This is a genomic window from Aliidongia sp., assembly GCF_035943795.1.
Classification (GTDB): Bacteria; Pseudomonadota; Alphaproteobacteria; order ATCC43930; family CGMCC-115725; genus Aliidongia.
On sequence record NZ_DASZBY010000147.1, the window covers coordinates 80891 to 95502 of the forward strand.

The 14612-nt window shown below is 65.5% G+C and carries 14 protein-coding genes; 13 read left to right on the plus strand and 1 reads right to left on the minus strand.

Going from position 1 to position 14612, the window contains the following annotated elements:
• The first annotated feature begins 70 nt into the window (after positions 1 to 70).
• The 6 genes from tpiA (at position 71) to VGV37_RS28645 (ending at position 5838) form a co-directional block, all read left to right on the plus strand.
• Complete coding sequence (gene tpiA / locus VGV37_RS28620; protein ID WP_326883261.1) at positions 71 to 832, plus strand: triose-phosphate isomerase; 762 nt, start codon at positions 71 to 73, stop codon at positions 830 to 832.
• A gap of 217 nt (positions 833 to 1049) precedes the next feature.
• Positions 1050 to 1418 (plus strand): preprotein translocase subunit SecG, encoded by a 369-nt coding sequence (gene secG, locus VGV37_RS28625; RefSeq protein WP_326883262.1) that lies wholly within the window; start codon positions 1050 to 1052, stop codon positions 1416 to 1418.
• A 65-nt stretch (positions 1419 to 1483) separates the two neighbouring features.
• A complete protein-coding gene (locus VGV37_RS28630; RefSeq protein ID WP_326883263.1) occupies positions 1484 to 3109 on the plus strand; it encodes a CTP synthase in 1626 nt (541 codons plus the stop codon).
• 22 nt (positions 3110 to 3131) lie between these two features.
• A complete protein-coding gene (gene kdsA / locus VGV37_RS28635) occupies positions 3132 to 3986 on the plus strand; it encodes a 3-deoxy-8-phosphooctulonate synthase (RefSeq protein WP_326883264.1) in 855 nt (284 codons plus the stop codon).
• Between the two features lie 60 nt (positions 3987 to 4046).
• A complete protein-coding gene (eno, locus tag VGV37_RS28640) occupies positions 4047 to 5324 on the plus strand; it encodes a phosphopyruvate hydratase (RefSeq protein WP_326883265.1) in 1278 nt (425 codons plus the stop codon).
• Between the two features lie 187 nt (positions 5325 to 5511).
• Positions 5512 to 5838, plus strand: a complete 327-nt coding sequence (locus tag VGV37_RS28645) for an FtsB family cell division protein (RefSeq protein ID WP_326883266.1) — start codon at positions 5512 to 5514, stop codon at positions 5836 to 5838.
• On the opposite strand, the gene VGV37_RS28650 is transcribed toward VGV37_RS28645, so the two are convergent.
• The gene (locus VGV37_RS28650) at positions 5839 to 6633 is read right to left on the minus strand and encodes an alpha/beta hydrolase (protein ID WP_326883267.1); all 795 of its coding nucleotides are present in this window, start codon (positions 6631 to 6633) and stop codon (positions 5839 to 5841) included.
• Between the two features lie 293 nt (positions 6634 to 6926).
• Here VGV37_RS28650 and pdhA point away from each other — a divergent pair, with 293 nt between their 5' ends.
• The 7 genes from pdhA (at position 6927) to VGV37_RS28685 (ending at position 14566) form a co-directional block, all read left to right on the plus strand.
• Positions 6927 to 7937, plus strand: coding sequence for a pyruvate dehydrogenase (acetyl-transferring) E1 component subunit alpha (pdhA, locus tag VGV37_RS28655; RefSeq protein WP_326883268.1), 1011 nt, complete (start codon positions 6927 to 6929; stop codon positions 7935 to 7937).
• A gap of 74 nt (positions 7938 to 8011) precedes the next feature.
• Positions 8012 to 9379, plus strand: coding sequence for a pyruvate dehydrogenase complex E1 component subunit beta (locus VGV37_RS28660; RefSeq protein WP_326883269.1), 1368 nt, complete (start codon positions 8012 to 8014; stop codon positions 9377 to 9379).
• A gap of 101 nt (positions 9380 to 9480) precedes the next feature.
• Complete coding sequence (locus VGV37_RS28665; protein WP_326883270.1) at positions 9481 to 10797, plus strand: pyruvate dehydrogenase complex dihydrolipoamide acetyltransferase; 1317 nt, start codon at positions 9481 to 9483, stop codon at positions 10795 to 10797.
• Between the two features lie 13 nt (positions 10798 to 10810).
• Positions 10811 to 12220 (plus strand): dihydrolipoyl dehydrogenase, encoded by a 1410-nt coding sequence (gene lpdA / locus VGV37_RS28670; RefSeq protein ID WP_326883272.1) that lies wholly within the window; start codon positions 10811 to 10813, stop codon positions 12218 to 12220.
• Between the two features lie 68 nt (positions 12221 to 12288).
• On the plus strand, positions 12289 to 13266 hold the full coding sequence (gene lipA, locus VGV37_RS28675; protein ID WP_326883273.1) for a lipoyl synthase: 978 nt from the start codon (positions 12289 to 12291) through the stop codon (positions 13264 to 13266).
• A 25-nt stretch (positions 13267 to 13291) separates the two neighbouring features.
• Positions 13292 to 13768, plus strand: a complete 477-nt coding sequence (locus VGV37_RS28680; RefSeq protein ID WP_326883274.1) for a type II toxin-antitoxin system RatA family toxin — start codon at positions 13292 to 13294, stop codon at positions 13766 to 13768.
• Between the two features lie 66 nt (positions 13769 to 13834).
• Complete coding sequence (locus tag VGV37_RS28685) at positions 13835 to 14566, plus strand: hypothetical protein (protein ID WP_326883275.1); 732 nt, start codon at positions 13835 to 13837, stop codon at positions 14564 to 14566.
• The last annotated feature ends 46 nt before the right edge of the window (positions 14567 to 14612 follow it).

Here is a 14612-nt window from a genome sequence, read left to right on the forward strand (position 1 = left end):
GGAAAATGACGCCGGGAGGGGCCCCGCCCGCAAGAAGAACCAGAAACGGCTCGAACCAAGTGGAGAAGCAATGAATTCGGGACGCCGGCCGCTGATCGCGGCCAATTGGAAGATGAACGGGCTCAAGGCCGACGGCATGGCGCTGGCCGGCGCGGTGGCGGCGCGGGCGGCGGGGACGGCCCTCGCGGCCGACATCCTGATCTGCCCACCGGCCACCCTGATCGGCGCCGTCGGCGGGATCCTGTCCGGCGGCCCGGTCTGGCTGGGTGGCCAGGATTGCAGCGCGGAGGCCGGCGGTGCCTTCACCGGCGATATCTCGGCCGCGATGCTGCGCGACCTGGGCTGCCGTGCGGTCATTTCCGGCCATTCGGAACGGCGCGCCGGTCATCAGGAGACCGATGCGCAGGTCGAGGCCAAGACGGTCGCAGCGTTGACCCAGGGGCTGGTCGCGATCGTCTGCGTCGGCGAGACCGCGGCGGAGCGGGACGCGGGCAGGGCGCTCGACATCGTCGGTGGCCAGGTGTTGGGCTCCGTCCCCGAAAGCGCCACGGCCGAAACCCTCGTCGTCGCCTATGAGCCGGTCTGGGCGATCGGCACCGGCCGGGTTCCGACCCTCGACGACATCGACGCGATGCATCGCCATATCCGGGCGTTGCTGGCGTCGAAACTCGCCGGCGGCGCCGATGTGCGCATCCTTTACGGTGGGTCGGTCAAGCCGTCGAACGCCCGGGAGATCCTGGCCATCGCCGACGTGGACGGGGCGCTCGTCGGCGGCGCCAGCCTGAAGGTCGACGAGTTCTGGGCGATCGTCGAGGCGGCACCGGCACGCTGAACCCAAACGTGGGGCTGGACCGGCGAGGCATGCGCGCCGGACATTCCCCGAACGGGTCGAGGGCACTAGCTATCGCGTCTCGAAGCTACTAGATAAGCACCATGCACGGGCGACGCTCCCAACGGCCGAATGGCGGGGGCGCCGCCCGCTCGGCTTTTTCGGGCCGGCCTTGGCGAAACTTGTCGAGGCCCGGCACACAGGATCGAAGTCTTTCGCCATGATGATCGTCGTTCTCGTCGTCCACGTGCTTTTGGCTATCTCGCTGATCGGCGTCGTGCTGATCCAGAAGAGCGAGGGCGGCGGCCTCGGTCTCGGCGGCGGAGGCGGTGGCGGCATGTCGGGTTTCATGACCGGCCGGTCGACGGCCAACTTGCTGACACGCACGACGGCGATCCTGGCCGGCTGCTTCATGGTGACGAGCGTCGTTCTCGCCATCCTGGCGGCTCACCAGCACTCGGGCGGCGGTTCGATTCTCGACCAGATTCCGGCCTCGACCGCGCCGGCGACCCTGCCGAAGGTTCCGGCCACCCAGGAAGTGCCGGCACCGGCGCAGCCGCAACAGCCGAGCGTTCCGCTGGCGAAATGATTAAACCGCCGCGGCGGTGACGTTTACTCTGGTTTGCTGGTTTGGTTGTTGTAGGGTGATGCTCCATGACGCGGTTCATTTTCATTACCGGCGGCGTGGTCTCTTCTCTCGGCAAGGGGCTTTCCTCGGCCGCCCTCGGAGCATTGCTCCAGGCGCGCGGCTTCAAGGTCCGCCTGCGTAAGCTCGACCCCTATATTAACGTCGATCCGGGCACGATGAGCCCGTACCAGCACGGCGAAGTCTTCGTCACGGACGATGGCGCCGAGACCGACCTCGACCTGGGCCATTACGAGCGCTACACCGGCGTATCGGCCCGGCGCAGCGACAGCGTGACGACGGGCCGGGTCTATTCGACGGTCATCGGACGCGAGCGGCGCGGCGAATATCTGGGCGCCACCGTCCAGGTGATCCCGCACATCACCGACAGCATCAAGGAATTCATCCAGGCCGACATCACGGACGAGGATTTCGTCCTGTGCGAGATCGGCGGCACGGTCGGCGACATCGAGAGCCTGCCGTTCCTCGAGGCGATTCGCCAGCTGGCGAACGATCTCGGCAAAGACCACACGATGTTCGTGCATCTGACCCTGGTGCCCTACATCCCGGCTGCGGGCGAGCTCAAGACCAAGCCGACCCAGCATTCGGTCAAGGAACTGCTGGGCCTGGGCATTCAGCCCGACGTGCTGCTGTGCCGCTGCGACCGCGAGATCCCGCTGGGCCAGCGCAAAAAGATCGCGCTGTTCTGCAACATCCGCGAAGAGCGGGTGATCCAGGCGTTGGACGTCGACACGATCTACCAGGTGCCGATCGCGTACCACGAGGAAGGCTTCGATTCTGCCGTCTGCAATTATTTCGGCATTCCGTCGCCGCCGGTGAAGCTCGAGCGCTGGCAGTCGATCGTGAGCACGGTCCGCAAGCCCGAGGGCGAAGTCTCGATCGCGGTCGTCGGCAAGTACATCAACCTGCTCGACGCCTATAAGTCCTTGGCCGAGGCGCTGACCCATGGCGGCATTGCCAACCGGGTTCAGGTCAAGCTGCGCTGGATCGATTCGGAGATCTTCGAGTCGGAGGACGCGGTCCATCATCTGACCGGGGTCAACGGCATCCTGGTTCCGGGCGGCTTCGGCGAACGCGGCACCGAGGGCAAGGTGCAGGCTGTGCGCTTCGCCCGCGAACGCAACGTGCCATTCTTCGGCATCTGTTTCGGCATGCAGATGGCGGTGATCGAGGCGGCGCGCAATCTGGCCGGCCTGCCCAAGGCGAGCTCGACCGAGTTCGGCCCGTCGGACGAGCCGGTCGTGGGATTGATGACCGAATGGACGCGCGGCAACGAGTTGGAGCAGCGCGCGGCCGACGGCGACCTGGGCGGCACCATGCGTCTCGGCGCCTACGATGCCGTGCTGTCGCCCGGCAGCCGGGTCTCGAACGCTTACGGCGCCGTCGCGATCTCGGAACGCCACCGTCATCGCTATGAAGTGAACATCCGCTACAAGGAGCGGCTCGAGGCGGCCGGCCTGAAGTTCTCCGGCATGTCGCCGGACGGTGTCCTGCCCGAGATCGTGGAGCTTCCAAACCATCCCTGGTTCATCGGCGTGCAGTTCCATCCGGAACTGAAATCCAAACCGTTCGAACCGCATCCGCTGTTCACGGATTTCATCCGGGCGGCGCTCGAGCAGTCGCGGCTCGTCTAAGCAGCCAGAGGGGAGCCGACCCATGTCGTCCGTCACGCCGCGCACCGTCGCGATCGGCAAGCTGACCCTCGCCAACGACCGTCCCTTCGTCCTGATCGCCGGCCCTTGTCAGCTCGAGTCGCGCGAACACGCGCTGGAGACGGCCCGCGCCCTGGTCGAGATGACGGACAAACTGGGCCTGGGCCTGATCTATAAGACCTCGTTCGACAAGGCGAACCGGACCTCGCTCAACTCCCAGCGGGGCATCGGGCTCGAAAAGGGGCTGCCGATCCTGGCCGAGATCCGGGAAAGCCTGGGCTGCGCCGTCATCACCGACGTGCATCTGCCCGATCATTGCGCGCCGACGGCCGAGGCGGTCGACGTGCTGCAGATCCCGGCGTTCCTGTCGCGCCAGACCGACCTGATCCTGGCCGCGGCCGAGACCGGCGCCGCGCTCAACATCAAGAAGGGGCAGTTCCTGGCGCCCTGGGACATGGCCAACGTCGCCAGGAAGGCCGCGAGCACCGGGAACCACAAGATCCTGCTGTGCGAGCGGGGCGCCAGCTTCGGCTACAACACGCTCGTCTCGGACATGCGGTCGCTGCCGATCATGGCGGAGACGGGCTATCCCGTGATCTTCGACGCGACCCACTCGGTGCAGCAGCCGGGCGGGCAGGGCGCGACCAGCGGCGGCGAGCGGCGCTTCGTGCCGGTGCTGGCCCGGGCCGCACTGGCGATCGGTGTCGCCGGCGTGTTCATGGAGACCCATCCCGATCCCGATGCTGCCCCATCCGACGGCCCGAACATGGTGCCGATGCGTGCCATGCCGGCGCTGCTGGAAACCTTGATCGCGTTCGATCGGCTGGCGAAAGCCAATCCGATTCCGACTTTCGACTGAGGGCCGCTCGACGGCCTTTTCCCGTTTCACGAAGAATTCTCTCCCGAAGGAGTCCGACTGATGTCCGCCATCCTCGACATCCATGCCCGCGAGATCCTCGACAGCCGCGGCAACCCGACCGTCGAGGTCGACGTGACGCTCGAAAGCGGCAGCGTCGGCCGCGCCGCCGTGCCGTCGGGTGCATCGACCGGTGCCCATGAGGCGGTCGAGCTGCGCGACGGCGATCCCGAGCGCTACCAGGGCAAGGGCGTGCAGAACGCGGTCGACGCGGTCAATGGCGAGATCTACGACGCACTGGGCGGCCTCGACGCCGACGACCAGGTCGCCATCGACCAGCTGTTGATCGACCTGGACGGCACGCCGAACAAGTCGCGCCTGGGCGCCAATGCCATCCTGGGCGTCAGCCTCGCCTGCGCCAAGGCCTCGGCCGACGAGGTGTCGATGCCGCTGTTCCGTTACGTGGGCGGCGTCTATGCCCGCACCTTGCCGGTGCCGCTGATGAACGTGATCAACGGCGGCGCCCATGCCGACAATCCGATCGACATCCAGGAATTCATGATCCTGCCGGTCGGTGCCGAAACCATGTCGGACGCGATCCGCGTCGGCGCCGAAGTGTTTCATGCGCTGAAGAAGCAGTTGAAGGCGGCCGGCCACAACACCAACGTCGGCGACGAGGGCGGCTTCGCCCCGAACCTCGCTTCGGCCGATGCGGCGCTGGGCTTCCTGATGAAGGCGATCGAGAGCGCCGGCTACACGCCGGGCGACGATGTCGTGCTGGCGCTCGACGTCGCCTCTACCGAGTTCTTCAAGGGCGGCGTCTACAACCTGGAAGGCGAAGGCAAGAAGCTCGATAGCGCCGGCATGGTGCGCTATCTCGAAGACCTGGCCGCGCGCTATCCCATCGTGTCGATCGAAGACGGCATGGCCGAGGATGATTGGGACGGTTGGGCGGCCCTGACCAGCGCCATCGGCAAGAAGGTTCAGCTGGTCGGCGACGATCTGTTCGTGACCAACCCGAAGCGCCTGTCCGACGGTATCGCCCGTGGCACGGCCAACTCGATCCTGGTCAAGGTCAACCAGATCGGCACCTTGTCCGAGACCTTGGAAGCGGTGCAGATCGCCCAGCGCGCCGGCTATACCGCCGTCATGTCGCACCGCTCGGGCGAGACCGAGGACGCGACCATCGCCGATCTGGCGGTCGCGACCAATTGCGGACAGATCAAGACCGGCTCGCTGTCCCGTTCGGACCGTCTCGCCAAGTACAACCAGCTTATTCGCATCGAAGAACTTCTGGGCGATTCGGCACGCTATGCGGGTCGCTCCATCCTGCGCGGATAGGCCCGAGTCGCGCTTCGGAATCCGCGGCTTTGCGGGTTCCGAAGCGGGCTTTCCGGCGACCGGAATCGCCAAATCCGGCGCCGGTGCCATCGGATGAGTATTCGTGCGATCTCTTTGGCGTGATTTTGGCTTGATTGTCCATTGCCGCAGTTGACCGCCGCGGTGCTGGCATGATTCTCTAGACCGCATGGAAATAGGCCGACATATCCGCCGGCAGGCGCATGGCATCGTGGGACCGCTGATCGGCCTCACGCTGGCCTGCTATTTCGCCTATCACCTGGTGGAAGGCGATCGCGGCCTGATCGCCTGGGTACGCCTGACCCAGCAGATCCGGGCGGCGAAGCTGCAGCAGGCTCAGGTCCACGAGGAACGGTCCGAGGCGGCGCATCGGGTAGCGCTGCTGCATCCGGAACATCTCGACCCCGACCTGCTCGACGAGCAGGCGCGCGCTGCGCTCAACCTGATCGGTCCGGGCGAAGTTGTCATCCTCAACAGCGACGGCCAGCCGAAATAGTCAGCGGACGATCCGGTCGATCCAGTCGAGCACCTGAGGCAATACCGACCCCATGGCGAGATGCCCGGCGCCGTCCACGCGGATGAAGCGCTTCGGCTCATGGGCAAGCGCGTAAAGCTTCTCGGCGAAGGGCAGGGGAATGACCTGGTCGGCACTGCCATGCACCATCAGCACCGGCACCGTGACCTCGCCGATCCGGCGATCGGACCTGAACTGGTCCCACAGCACGAGCCTCACCGGAAACATCCAGAACTGGGCGGCCGCCACATCGGCGACCGATGAATAGGGCGAATCCAGCACCAGGGCCGCCGACGCATGGCGCGCCGCGAGCGCGACCGCGAGCCTGGTGCCGAGCGACTCCCCCATGATCACCAGCCGGCTCGGCGGAATGTCGAGGCCGATGGCGTATCGGTATGCCGCCTCGGCATCCCGGTGCAATCCGGCTTCGGTGGCCGTGCCGCTGGACCCGGGATAACCGCGGTACTCGACCGCCAGCAAGCCGTCGCCCGTCGCGGTCAGTACGCCGAATCGTTGCGCCCGACCGGCGAGAGATCCGCCATTGCCATGGAAGTACAGCAACAGCGGGCGCCCCTCGCGGGGCGGAACGTACCAGGCGAGCAGGTGCTCGCCATCCACCGTCGTGATCGTGACGCTCCGGCCCCGGGGGAGCCCGGCCTCGGCCGGGGGCACCGGGACGCCGGCCGGAAAATAGAGGAAACGACGCTGCCCGATGGTGAGCGCCGTCAAGGCGAGCAGATAGAGCGCGCTGACGACGATCACGAACCATTTAAGCAAGATGCACCCGTTCCCTCCGGCCCGCCTCGACCGGCAGGGTAGCATTCCTGCTGAATTCCATGTGAAATTCATGTGTCGGCCGCGCGTCATGGCAACCACGCTCACAAGTCTTTTTCCAACTTTCCAGTAACTTAACCAAAAACGAGTTAAGGGTTATTTTGCGTTGCAAAACAAATAATTAAACGGAAGTCGATTGGCATTCTCACCGCACCGCACTAAGGTCGGTCTTAGAGCCGGGACGGACCTGCGGGTGGGTCCTGGTGTCACATCTGTCGATGCGCGTGGAGCAGTAGATGGCCCTGAAGCGTAGAACGAAGTCCGCCACCGGCGCGGCCAAGACCCCCTCGGTCGAACAGCTCCTGAAATATTATCGCGAAATGCTGCAGATCCGGCGTTTCGAGGAAAAGGCCGGCCAGATGTATGGCATGGGCCTGATCGGCGGGTTCTGTCACCTCTACATCGGCCAGGAAGCGGTCGTGGTCGGCATGCAGAATGCCCTGTCGATGGGCGACAGCGTCATCACGAGCTACCGCGATCACGGCCATATGCTGGCTTGCGGCATGGATGCCAAGGGCGTCATGGCAGAGCTGACCGGCCGCAGCGGGGGCTACTCGCGGGGCAAGGGCGGCTCGATGCACATGTTCTCCAAGAAGGAACATTTCTACGGCGGCCACGGCATCGTCGGCGCCCAGATGCCGCTCGGCACCGGCCTCGCCTTCGCCAACCGCTACCGCGGCAGCGACCGGGTGTCGGTGACCTATTGCGGCGACGGCGCCATCAACCAGGGCCAGGTCTACGAGAGCTTCAACATGGCGGCGCTGTGGAAGCTACCGGTGATCTACGTGATCGAGAACAACAAGTATGGCATGGGCACCTCGGTGCAGCGCGCCTCGGCCTCGACCGACCTGTTCGAGCGGGGTGCCGCCTACGGCATTCCCGGCCGCCAGGTCGACGGCATGGATGTGCTGGCGACCCATCAGGCCGCCGAAGAGGCCGTCGCCCATGCCCGCGCCGGCAAGGGGCCGGTCATCCTCGAAATGATGACCTACCGCTATCGCGGCCATTCCATGTCCGACCCGGCGAAGTACCGGTCGAAAGAGGAAGTGGCCAAGATGCGGACCGAGCACGACCCGATCGATCTGGTGCGCAAGCGCCTGATCGACGGCGGCCTGACCAACGAAGACGCGCTGAAGGCGATCGACAAGGAGGTCAAGGACCTCGTCACCGCTGCGGCCGAGTTCGCCCAGGAAAGCCCGGAACCGGATCCGTCCGAGGTCTGGACCGACGTCCTGCTCGAAGCCTGATTCCCGGCGCAACGGTGCGGCCCATGAGCGCTGCCCGTTGCCGCGTCCGAACGATTGAATGAGGAAGAGCCACCGTGCCGATCCAGATCCTGATGCCCGCGCTGTCGCCGACCATGACCGAGGGCAAGCTTGCGAAGTGGCTTAAGAAGGAAGGCGACGCCATCAAGGCCGGCGACGTCATTGCCGAAATCGAGACCGACAAGGCAACCATGGAGGTCGAGGCCGTCGACGAGGGCACGCTGTCGAAGATCCTGGTGCCGGAAGGTACCGAGAACGTCGCGGTCAACACGCCGATCGCCGACCTGACCGGCGAAGGCGAGGAGGCCGGTGCTGCATCGGCGCCCGAGGCCAAGCCTGCACCCGCTGCGGAAAAGCCGGCGGCAGCCGCTCCCGAAGCAAAGGCGCCGGCCAGTGCACCCAAGGCCGCCGTCATCGACGCCGAGCCGGAATTCAAGGGCAAGCACATCCCGACCACCGTGCGCGACGCGTTGCGCGACGCCATGGCCGAGGAGATGCGCCGCGACAAGGACGTGTTCCTGCTGGGCGAGGAAGTCGCCGAATACCAGGGCGCCTACAAGGTCAGCCAGGGTCTGCTCGACGAGTTCGGCGCCCAGCGCGTGATCGACACGCCGATCACCGAAATGGGCTTCGCCGGCCTCGCGGTCGGTGCCGCCTTGACCGGCCTGCGGCCGATCGTCGAATTCATGACGTTCAATTTCGCCATGCAGGCCATCGACCAGATCATCAATTCGGCCGCCAAGACGCTCTACATGTCCGGCGGCCAGATGGGCTGCCCGATCGTGTTCCGCGGCCCGAACGGCGTCGCGTCCCGCGTCGGTGCCCAGCATTCGCAATGCTACGCCAGCTGGTACGCCCATTGCCCGGGCCTGAAAGTGGTAGCGCCCTATTTCGCGTCCGATGCCAAGGGCCTGCTGAAGGCCGCGATCCGCGACCCGAACCCGGTGATCTTCCTCGAGCATGAACTGGTCTATGGCCAGACCCATGACGTGCCCGACGATCCGGACTGGATCGTGCCGATCGGCAAGGCGCGTATCGTCAAGCAGGGCAAGGACGTCACCATCATCGCCTTCTCGCGCATGGTGCAGTTCGCGATCGAGGCCGCGGCCAAGCTCGCCGAAGAGGGCATCGAGGCCGAGGTGATCGACCTGCGCACGATCCGTCCGCTCGACATCGAGACCATCGTCGCCTCGATCAAGAAGACCAACCGGGTCGTCTCGGTCGAGGAGGGCTGGCACTTCTCCGGCATCGGCAGCGAGATCGCAGCCATCACCATGGAGCAGGCCTTCGATTACCTGGACGCGCCGGTCAAGCGCGTCCATGGCGCCGACGTACCGCTGCCTTATGCGGCCAACCTCGAAAAGCTGGCTCTGCCCCAGGTCGCCGACATCGTCTCGGCCGCCAAGGAAGTCTGCTACCGCTGAATCGATGGGATGGCTCCGGCCATCCCATCGTCTTTCATGAACGAACGAAACCGGCTCGGGACCCCGCGTTCCGATCGCCGGTTCCCTTCCAGGGGGATGCGATGCCGATTGATATTCTGATGCCGGCGCTGTCGCCGACCATGACCGAGGGCAACCTCGCCAAGTGGGTGAAGAAGGAAGGCGACGCCATCAAGGCGGGCGACGTGATCTGCGAGATCGAGACCGACAAGGCGACCATGGAGGTCGAGGCGGTCGAAGAGGGCACGCTCGGCAAGATCATCGTGGCCGAGGGCACCCAGGGCGTGAAGGTCAACGAGGTGATCGCGCTGCTGCTGGAGGAGGGCGAGAGCGCCGATGCGCTCGGCAAATCCGCCGCACCGAAGCCGGCACCCGCACCGGAAAACCCGAAGACCGAACCGGCCAAGGCGGAAGCGCCCAAGGCCGAAGCGGCTCCGGCACCCAAGGCCGCATCTGCCGATCACGGCGAACGCGTGTTCGCAACGCCGCTCGCCCGCCGCATGGCCGAGCAGGCGGGTATCGACCTGGCCGGCGTAACCGGATCGGGACCGAACGGCCGCATCGTCAAATCCGACATCGAGGCCGCCGCCGGCAAGCCGAAGCAGGCCGCTGCCCCGGCAGCCGCCGCGGAAGCGCCGAAGGCTGCCCCGGCCGCAGTGACGGCGCCAGCCGCGACCGCACTGACCAAGGAGCGCGTCGTCGCCCTTGCCGGCAACATTCCTTATACCGAAATCCCGAACACCAGCATGCGCAAGGTCATCGCCAAGCGCCTGACCGAAGCCAAGCAGACGGTGCCGCATTTCTACCTGACGGTGGATTGCGAGATCGACCAGCTTCTGAAGATCCGCGCCGAGCTCAACGGCAAGACCGAAGGCCTGAAGATCTCGGTCAACGACTTCGTCATCCGCGCCTCCGCGCTGGCTTTGAAGAAGGTGCCGGCGGCGAACGCGTCCTGGTCGGACGATGTCATCCTGCAATGGAGCCAGGCCGATATCGCGGTCGCGGTGGCGATCGAGGGCGGCCTGATCACCCCGATCGTCAAGCAGGCCGAAGGCAAGGGGCTCGCGACCATCTCGGCCGAGATGCGCGACCTCGGCGCCCGCGCCAAGGCCGGCAAGCTGAAGCTCGAGGAATTCCAGGGCGGCACCTTCTCGATCTCGAACCTCGGCATGTTCGGCATCAAGGAGTTCTCCGCCGTCATCAACCCGCCCCACGGCGCCATCCTGGCGGTCGGCGCCGGCGAGCAGCGTCCGGTCGTCAAGAACGGCGCGCTTGCCGTGGCGACGGTCATGTCCTGCACCTTGTCGGTTGACCATCGTGTGGTCGACGGCGCGGTCGGGGCGGCCTTCCTGAAGGCGTTCAAGGGCCTGATCGAAGACCCGCTGTCGATGCTGCTGTAAGGGAGGCCCGATCATGGCCGAACAGAATTTCGACCTCATCGTCGTCGGCGGTGGCCCGGGCGGCTATGTCGCCGCGATCCGCGCCGCGCAACTGAAGATGAACGTGGCGCTGGTCGAGCGCGAGCACCTGGGCGGAATCTGCCTCAATTGGGGCTGCATCCCGACCAAGGCGCTGCTGCGCACGTCCGAGATCAACCATCTGCTGCACCATCTGGACGCCTACGGCTTCAAGGCCGAGAACGTCAGCTTCGACATCGCCAAGATCGTCGACCGCTCGCGCAAGGTCGCGAACCAGCTGTCGGGCGGCGTGAAGCACCTGCTGAAGAAGAACAAGGTCACCGTGTTCGACGGGGCCGGCAAGCTCGACGGCGTCGCTGGCGGCAATCGCAAGATCAAGGTCGAGAAGGACGGTAAGCCCGTCGCCGACCTGACCGCCAAGAACGTCATCCTGGCGACCGGCGCGCGCGCGCGTCAGGCACCGGGCATGGAAGGCGATGGCAAGCTGATCTGGACCTACAAGGACGCCATGGTGCCGAAGGAGCTGCCGAAGTCGCTGCTCGTCGTCGGCTCCGGCGCGATCGGCATCGAGTTCGCGAGCTTCTACCACAACCTCGGCGTCGACGTGACGGTGGTCGAGATGATGGATCGGGTGTTGCCGGTCGAGGACGAGGAAATCTCGGCCCTCGCGCGCAAGAGCTTCGAGAAGCAGGGCCTGAAGATCCGGACCAGCGCTACCGTCAAGGACGTCAAGAAGGCGGCGAATTCCGTGACGGCGACGATCGAGACCGGCGGCAAGACCGAGAGCATCACGGTCGATCGGGTCATCGTCGCGATCGGCATCGTCGGTAACATCGAGAACATCGGGCTCGAAGGTACCAAGATCAAGGTCGAGAAGACCCACGTCGTTGCGGACGAGCACCTGTTCACCGGCGAGCCCGGTGTCTATGCCATCGGCGATCTGGTCGGGCCGCCCTGGCTGGCGCATAAAGCGAGCCACGAGGGCATCATCGCCGTCGAGACCATCGCGGGCCTGAAGACCCATGCCATGGACGTGACCAACATCCCCGGCTGCACCTATTGCATGCCGCAGGTCGCTTCGGTCGGCCTGACCGAAGCGAAGGCCAAGGCAGCCGGTCACGAGGTCAAGGTCGGTCGTTTCCCATACATCGGCAATGGCAAGGCCATCGCGATGGGCGAGACCGAGGGCATGATCAAGACCGTGTTCGACGCCAAGACCGGCGAATTGCTGGGCGCGCACATGATCGGCGCTGAAGTGACCGAGTTGATCCAGGGCTATGTCGTCGCCAAGAACCTGGAGACGACCGAAGCCCAGCTGATGGAAACGATCTTCGCGCATCCCACCCTCTCGGAGATGATGCACGAGTCCGTGCTTGACGCTTACGGCCGGGCCATCCACTTCTAACGCTTCGATGAGATGCCGTCGTCGCGAGCAACGATGGCGGCACCTCGACCGATGAGATCAGCGGACCCATGCCGGACGATATCGTAACGACTCAGCTGCCGCCCGCCCCGTCGGCGCTGCGCCATCCCGAAAAGGCCGCGAACCCGGACCGTCCGGCGCCTCGTAAGCCCGACTGGCTGCGCGTCAAGGCGCCGGTCAGCAAGGAATATCACGAGACGCGCCGCCTGATGCGCGAGCTCAAGCTCAATACCGTGTGCGAAGAGGCGGCCTGCCCGAACATCGGCGAGTGCTGGCAGCAGAAGCATGCCACCGTCATGATCCTGGGCAGCGTCTGCACGCGGGCCTGTGCCTTCTGCAACGTTGCGACGGGTCAGCCGGACAAGCTCAATCCGCACGAGCCCGAGCATGTCGGCGAGGCGGTCGCCGGCCTGGGCCTGCAGCATGTCGTGGTGACCTCGGTCGACCGCGACGACCTGGACGATGGCGGCGCCGAGCATTTCGTCCGCACCATCCGGGCGATCCGCGAGCGATCGCCGGGTACGACCATCGAGATCCTCACGCCAGATTTCCTGCGCAAGCCCGGCGCCATCGAAAAGGTCGCCGAGGCGCGGCCGGATGTGTTCAACCACAATCTCGAAACCGTGCCGCGGCTCTATGCGACGGTCCGGCCCGGTGCCCGCTATTTCCACTCGTTGCGCCTTCTGGACATGGTCAAGCAGATCGACCCCGGCATCTTCACCAAGTCCGGCATCATGGTGGGTCTCGGCGAGGAGCGGGCGGAAGTGCTGCAGGTAATGGACGACCTGCGCGCGGCCGACGTGGATTTCATGACCATCGGCCAATATTTGCAGCCGACGCCCAAGCATCACGCCATCGAGAAATACGTGACGCCGGAGGAGTTCGCTTCCTATCGCACCATGGGCTTCGGCAAGGGCTTTCTGATGGTGGCGTCGAGCCCCCTGACGCGCTCGTCCCATCACGCGGATGCCGACTTCGCCCGGATGCGCGCCGCCCGCGAGGCCAAGCTCGCCGCCGCGGCGGTCTGAACCGGGCAAAGGACGTTCTCTGGCGATGGCGAAGTTCGCCGAACGGCGCCTCCTGCCTTACCGGCCGGACCAACTGTTCGATCTCGTGGCCGATATCGAGAAATACCCGGAATTCCTGCCCTGGTGCCTGGGTGCGCGCATCCGCACGCGCAAGGAGACCGAGATCACGGCCGATCTGGTCATCGGCTTCAAGGTCTATCGCGAGCGCTTTACCTCGCGTGTCGTGCTGACCCGGCCCGACCGGATTCACGTGACCTATTCGGAAGGGCCGTTCCGCTACCTCGAGAACCAGTGGAAATTCGAGCCGGGGCCGGATGGCGGCTGCATCATCGATTTCTACGTCGATTTCGAATTCTCCTCCCGCATGCTGCAGAAGGTGATCGAAGTGCTGTTCAACGAGGCGGTCCGACGCATGGTCGCGGCCTTCGAAGGGCGCGCCCGCAAGCTCTATGGCGACGGCGAGCCGGGCATCGCGGCCAGAATTTTGCCGCGACCGATTTGACCGGTTCCCATCCTCGGCGAATCCCCGCAAAATCATCCTGAGCTTTGGATGCGGGCGAGGATCGTGATGCGGTATACAGGCTTGGTGGCGATCAGTACGGCGAGCCTGCTGACCGCCTGCGCGGCGCCGGCCCCTCCGCCGTCGAAGCCGGCACCAGCGCCGTCGCCGATGGCGCTGTACGAGGCCGGCATCAGCGACGCCGCCATCAAACAGCCGGCCGACCTGGAGGCGCGGCTCAATCCGATCACCACGAAGACCGTCGAGGTCGCGAGCTGGTCCTACGATCTCGACAGCCACTCTGCCGGCAAGCTCGTCCGCACGCTCGGCGCCGATGTCTGGGTCACGGTGGTTCCGGAATTGAAGCGGCGCTGTGCCGGCCTGGCCGGAGATGCGCTGTCGCTGCGCCTACAGCAGCTGCTGGGCCTGCCGCCGGGCGACGCGCGTGATCGCAAAATCTTCACCTTCACCGTGCGCAGCGCCGACGTGTTCCGACCGTGCGCCGATCCGCGCATCACCACGACCTCCTGCACGCTCGACGTGCCGGAGGGGCGTCATGTCGGCCTGACCGACGCGACGGCCGCCGCACACCTGCGTTTCGTGCTGCAGCAGATGCTGAGTTCCTATCGCGTGGGCTTCGAGCAGCCGGGCTATCCCTACACCGCCCTTGGCTACACTTACGACTGGAAACCCGACTCCGAGACCCATCACGTCGGCCTGTCGGAATATGTCGTGCGACGCGGCGCCGTCGTCCATGACGTCCAGGAAATCGACACCGCCGAATATTGCGCCCGTCCCTAAATCCCGGCTCGCCGCATCCTGGAACGCAAGACCCGCCTGATTTGTC

Bases quoted from the DNA above. Each gene is read 5' to 3' on its own strand.
- VGV37_RS28665 (WP_326883270.1), top strand. From the start codon at position 9,481: ATGCCGATTGATATTCTGATGCCGGCGCTGTCGCCGACCATGACCGAG.
- eno (WP_326883265.1), top strand. From the start codon at position 4,047: ATGTCCGCCATCCTCGACATCCATGCCCGCGAGATCCTCGACAGCCGC.
- tpiA (WP_326883261.1), top strand. From the start codon at position 71: ATGAATTCGGGACGCCGGCCGCTGATCGCGGCCAATTGGAAGATGAAC.
- VGV37_RS28685 (WP_326883275.1), top strand. From the start codon at position 13,835: ATGCGGTATACAGGCTTGGTGGCGATCAGTACGGCGAGCCTGCTGACC.
- lipA (WP_326883273.1), top strand. From the start codon at position 12,289: ATGCCGGACGATATCGTAACGACTCAGCTGCCGCCCGCCCCGTCGGCG.
- kdsA (WP_326883264.1), top strand. From the start codon at position 3,132: ATGTCGTCCGTCACGCCGCGCACCGTCGCGATCGGCAAGCTGACCCTC.
- VGV37_RS28645 (WP_326883266.1), top strand. From the start codon at position 5,512: ATGGAAATAGGCCGACATATCCGCCGGCAGGCGCATGGCATCGTGGGA.
- secG (WP_326883262.1), top strand. From the start codon at position 1,050: ATGATGATCGTCGTTCTCGTCGTCCACGTGCTTTTGGCTATCTCGCTG.
- lpdA (WP_326883272.1), top strand. From the start codon at position 10,811: ATGGCCGAACAGAATTTCGACCTCATCGTCGTCGGCGGTGGCCCGGGC.
- pdhA (WP_326883268.1), top strand. From the start codon at position 6,927: ATGGCCCTGAAGCGTAGAACGAAGTCCGCCACCGGCGCGGCCAAGACC.
- VGV37_RS28630 (WP_326883263.1), top strand. From the start codon at position 1,484: ATGACGCGGTTCATTTTCATTACCGGCGGCGTGGTCTCTTCTCTCGGC.
- VGV37_RS28680 (WP_326883274.1), top strand. From the start codon at position 13,292: ATGGCGAAGTTCGCCGAACGGCGCCTCCTGCCTTACCGGCCGGACCAA.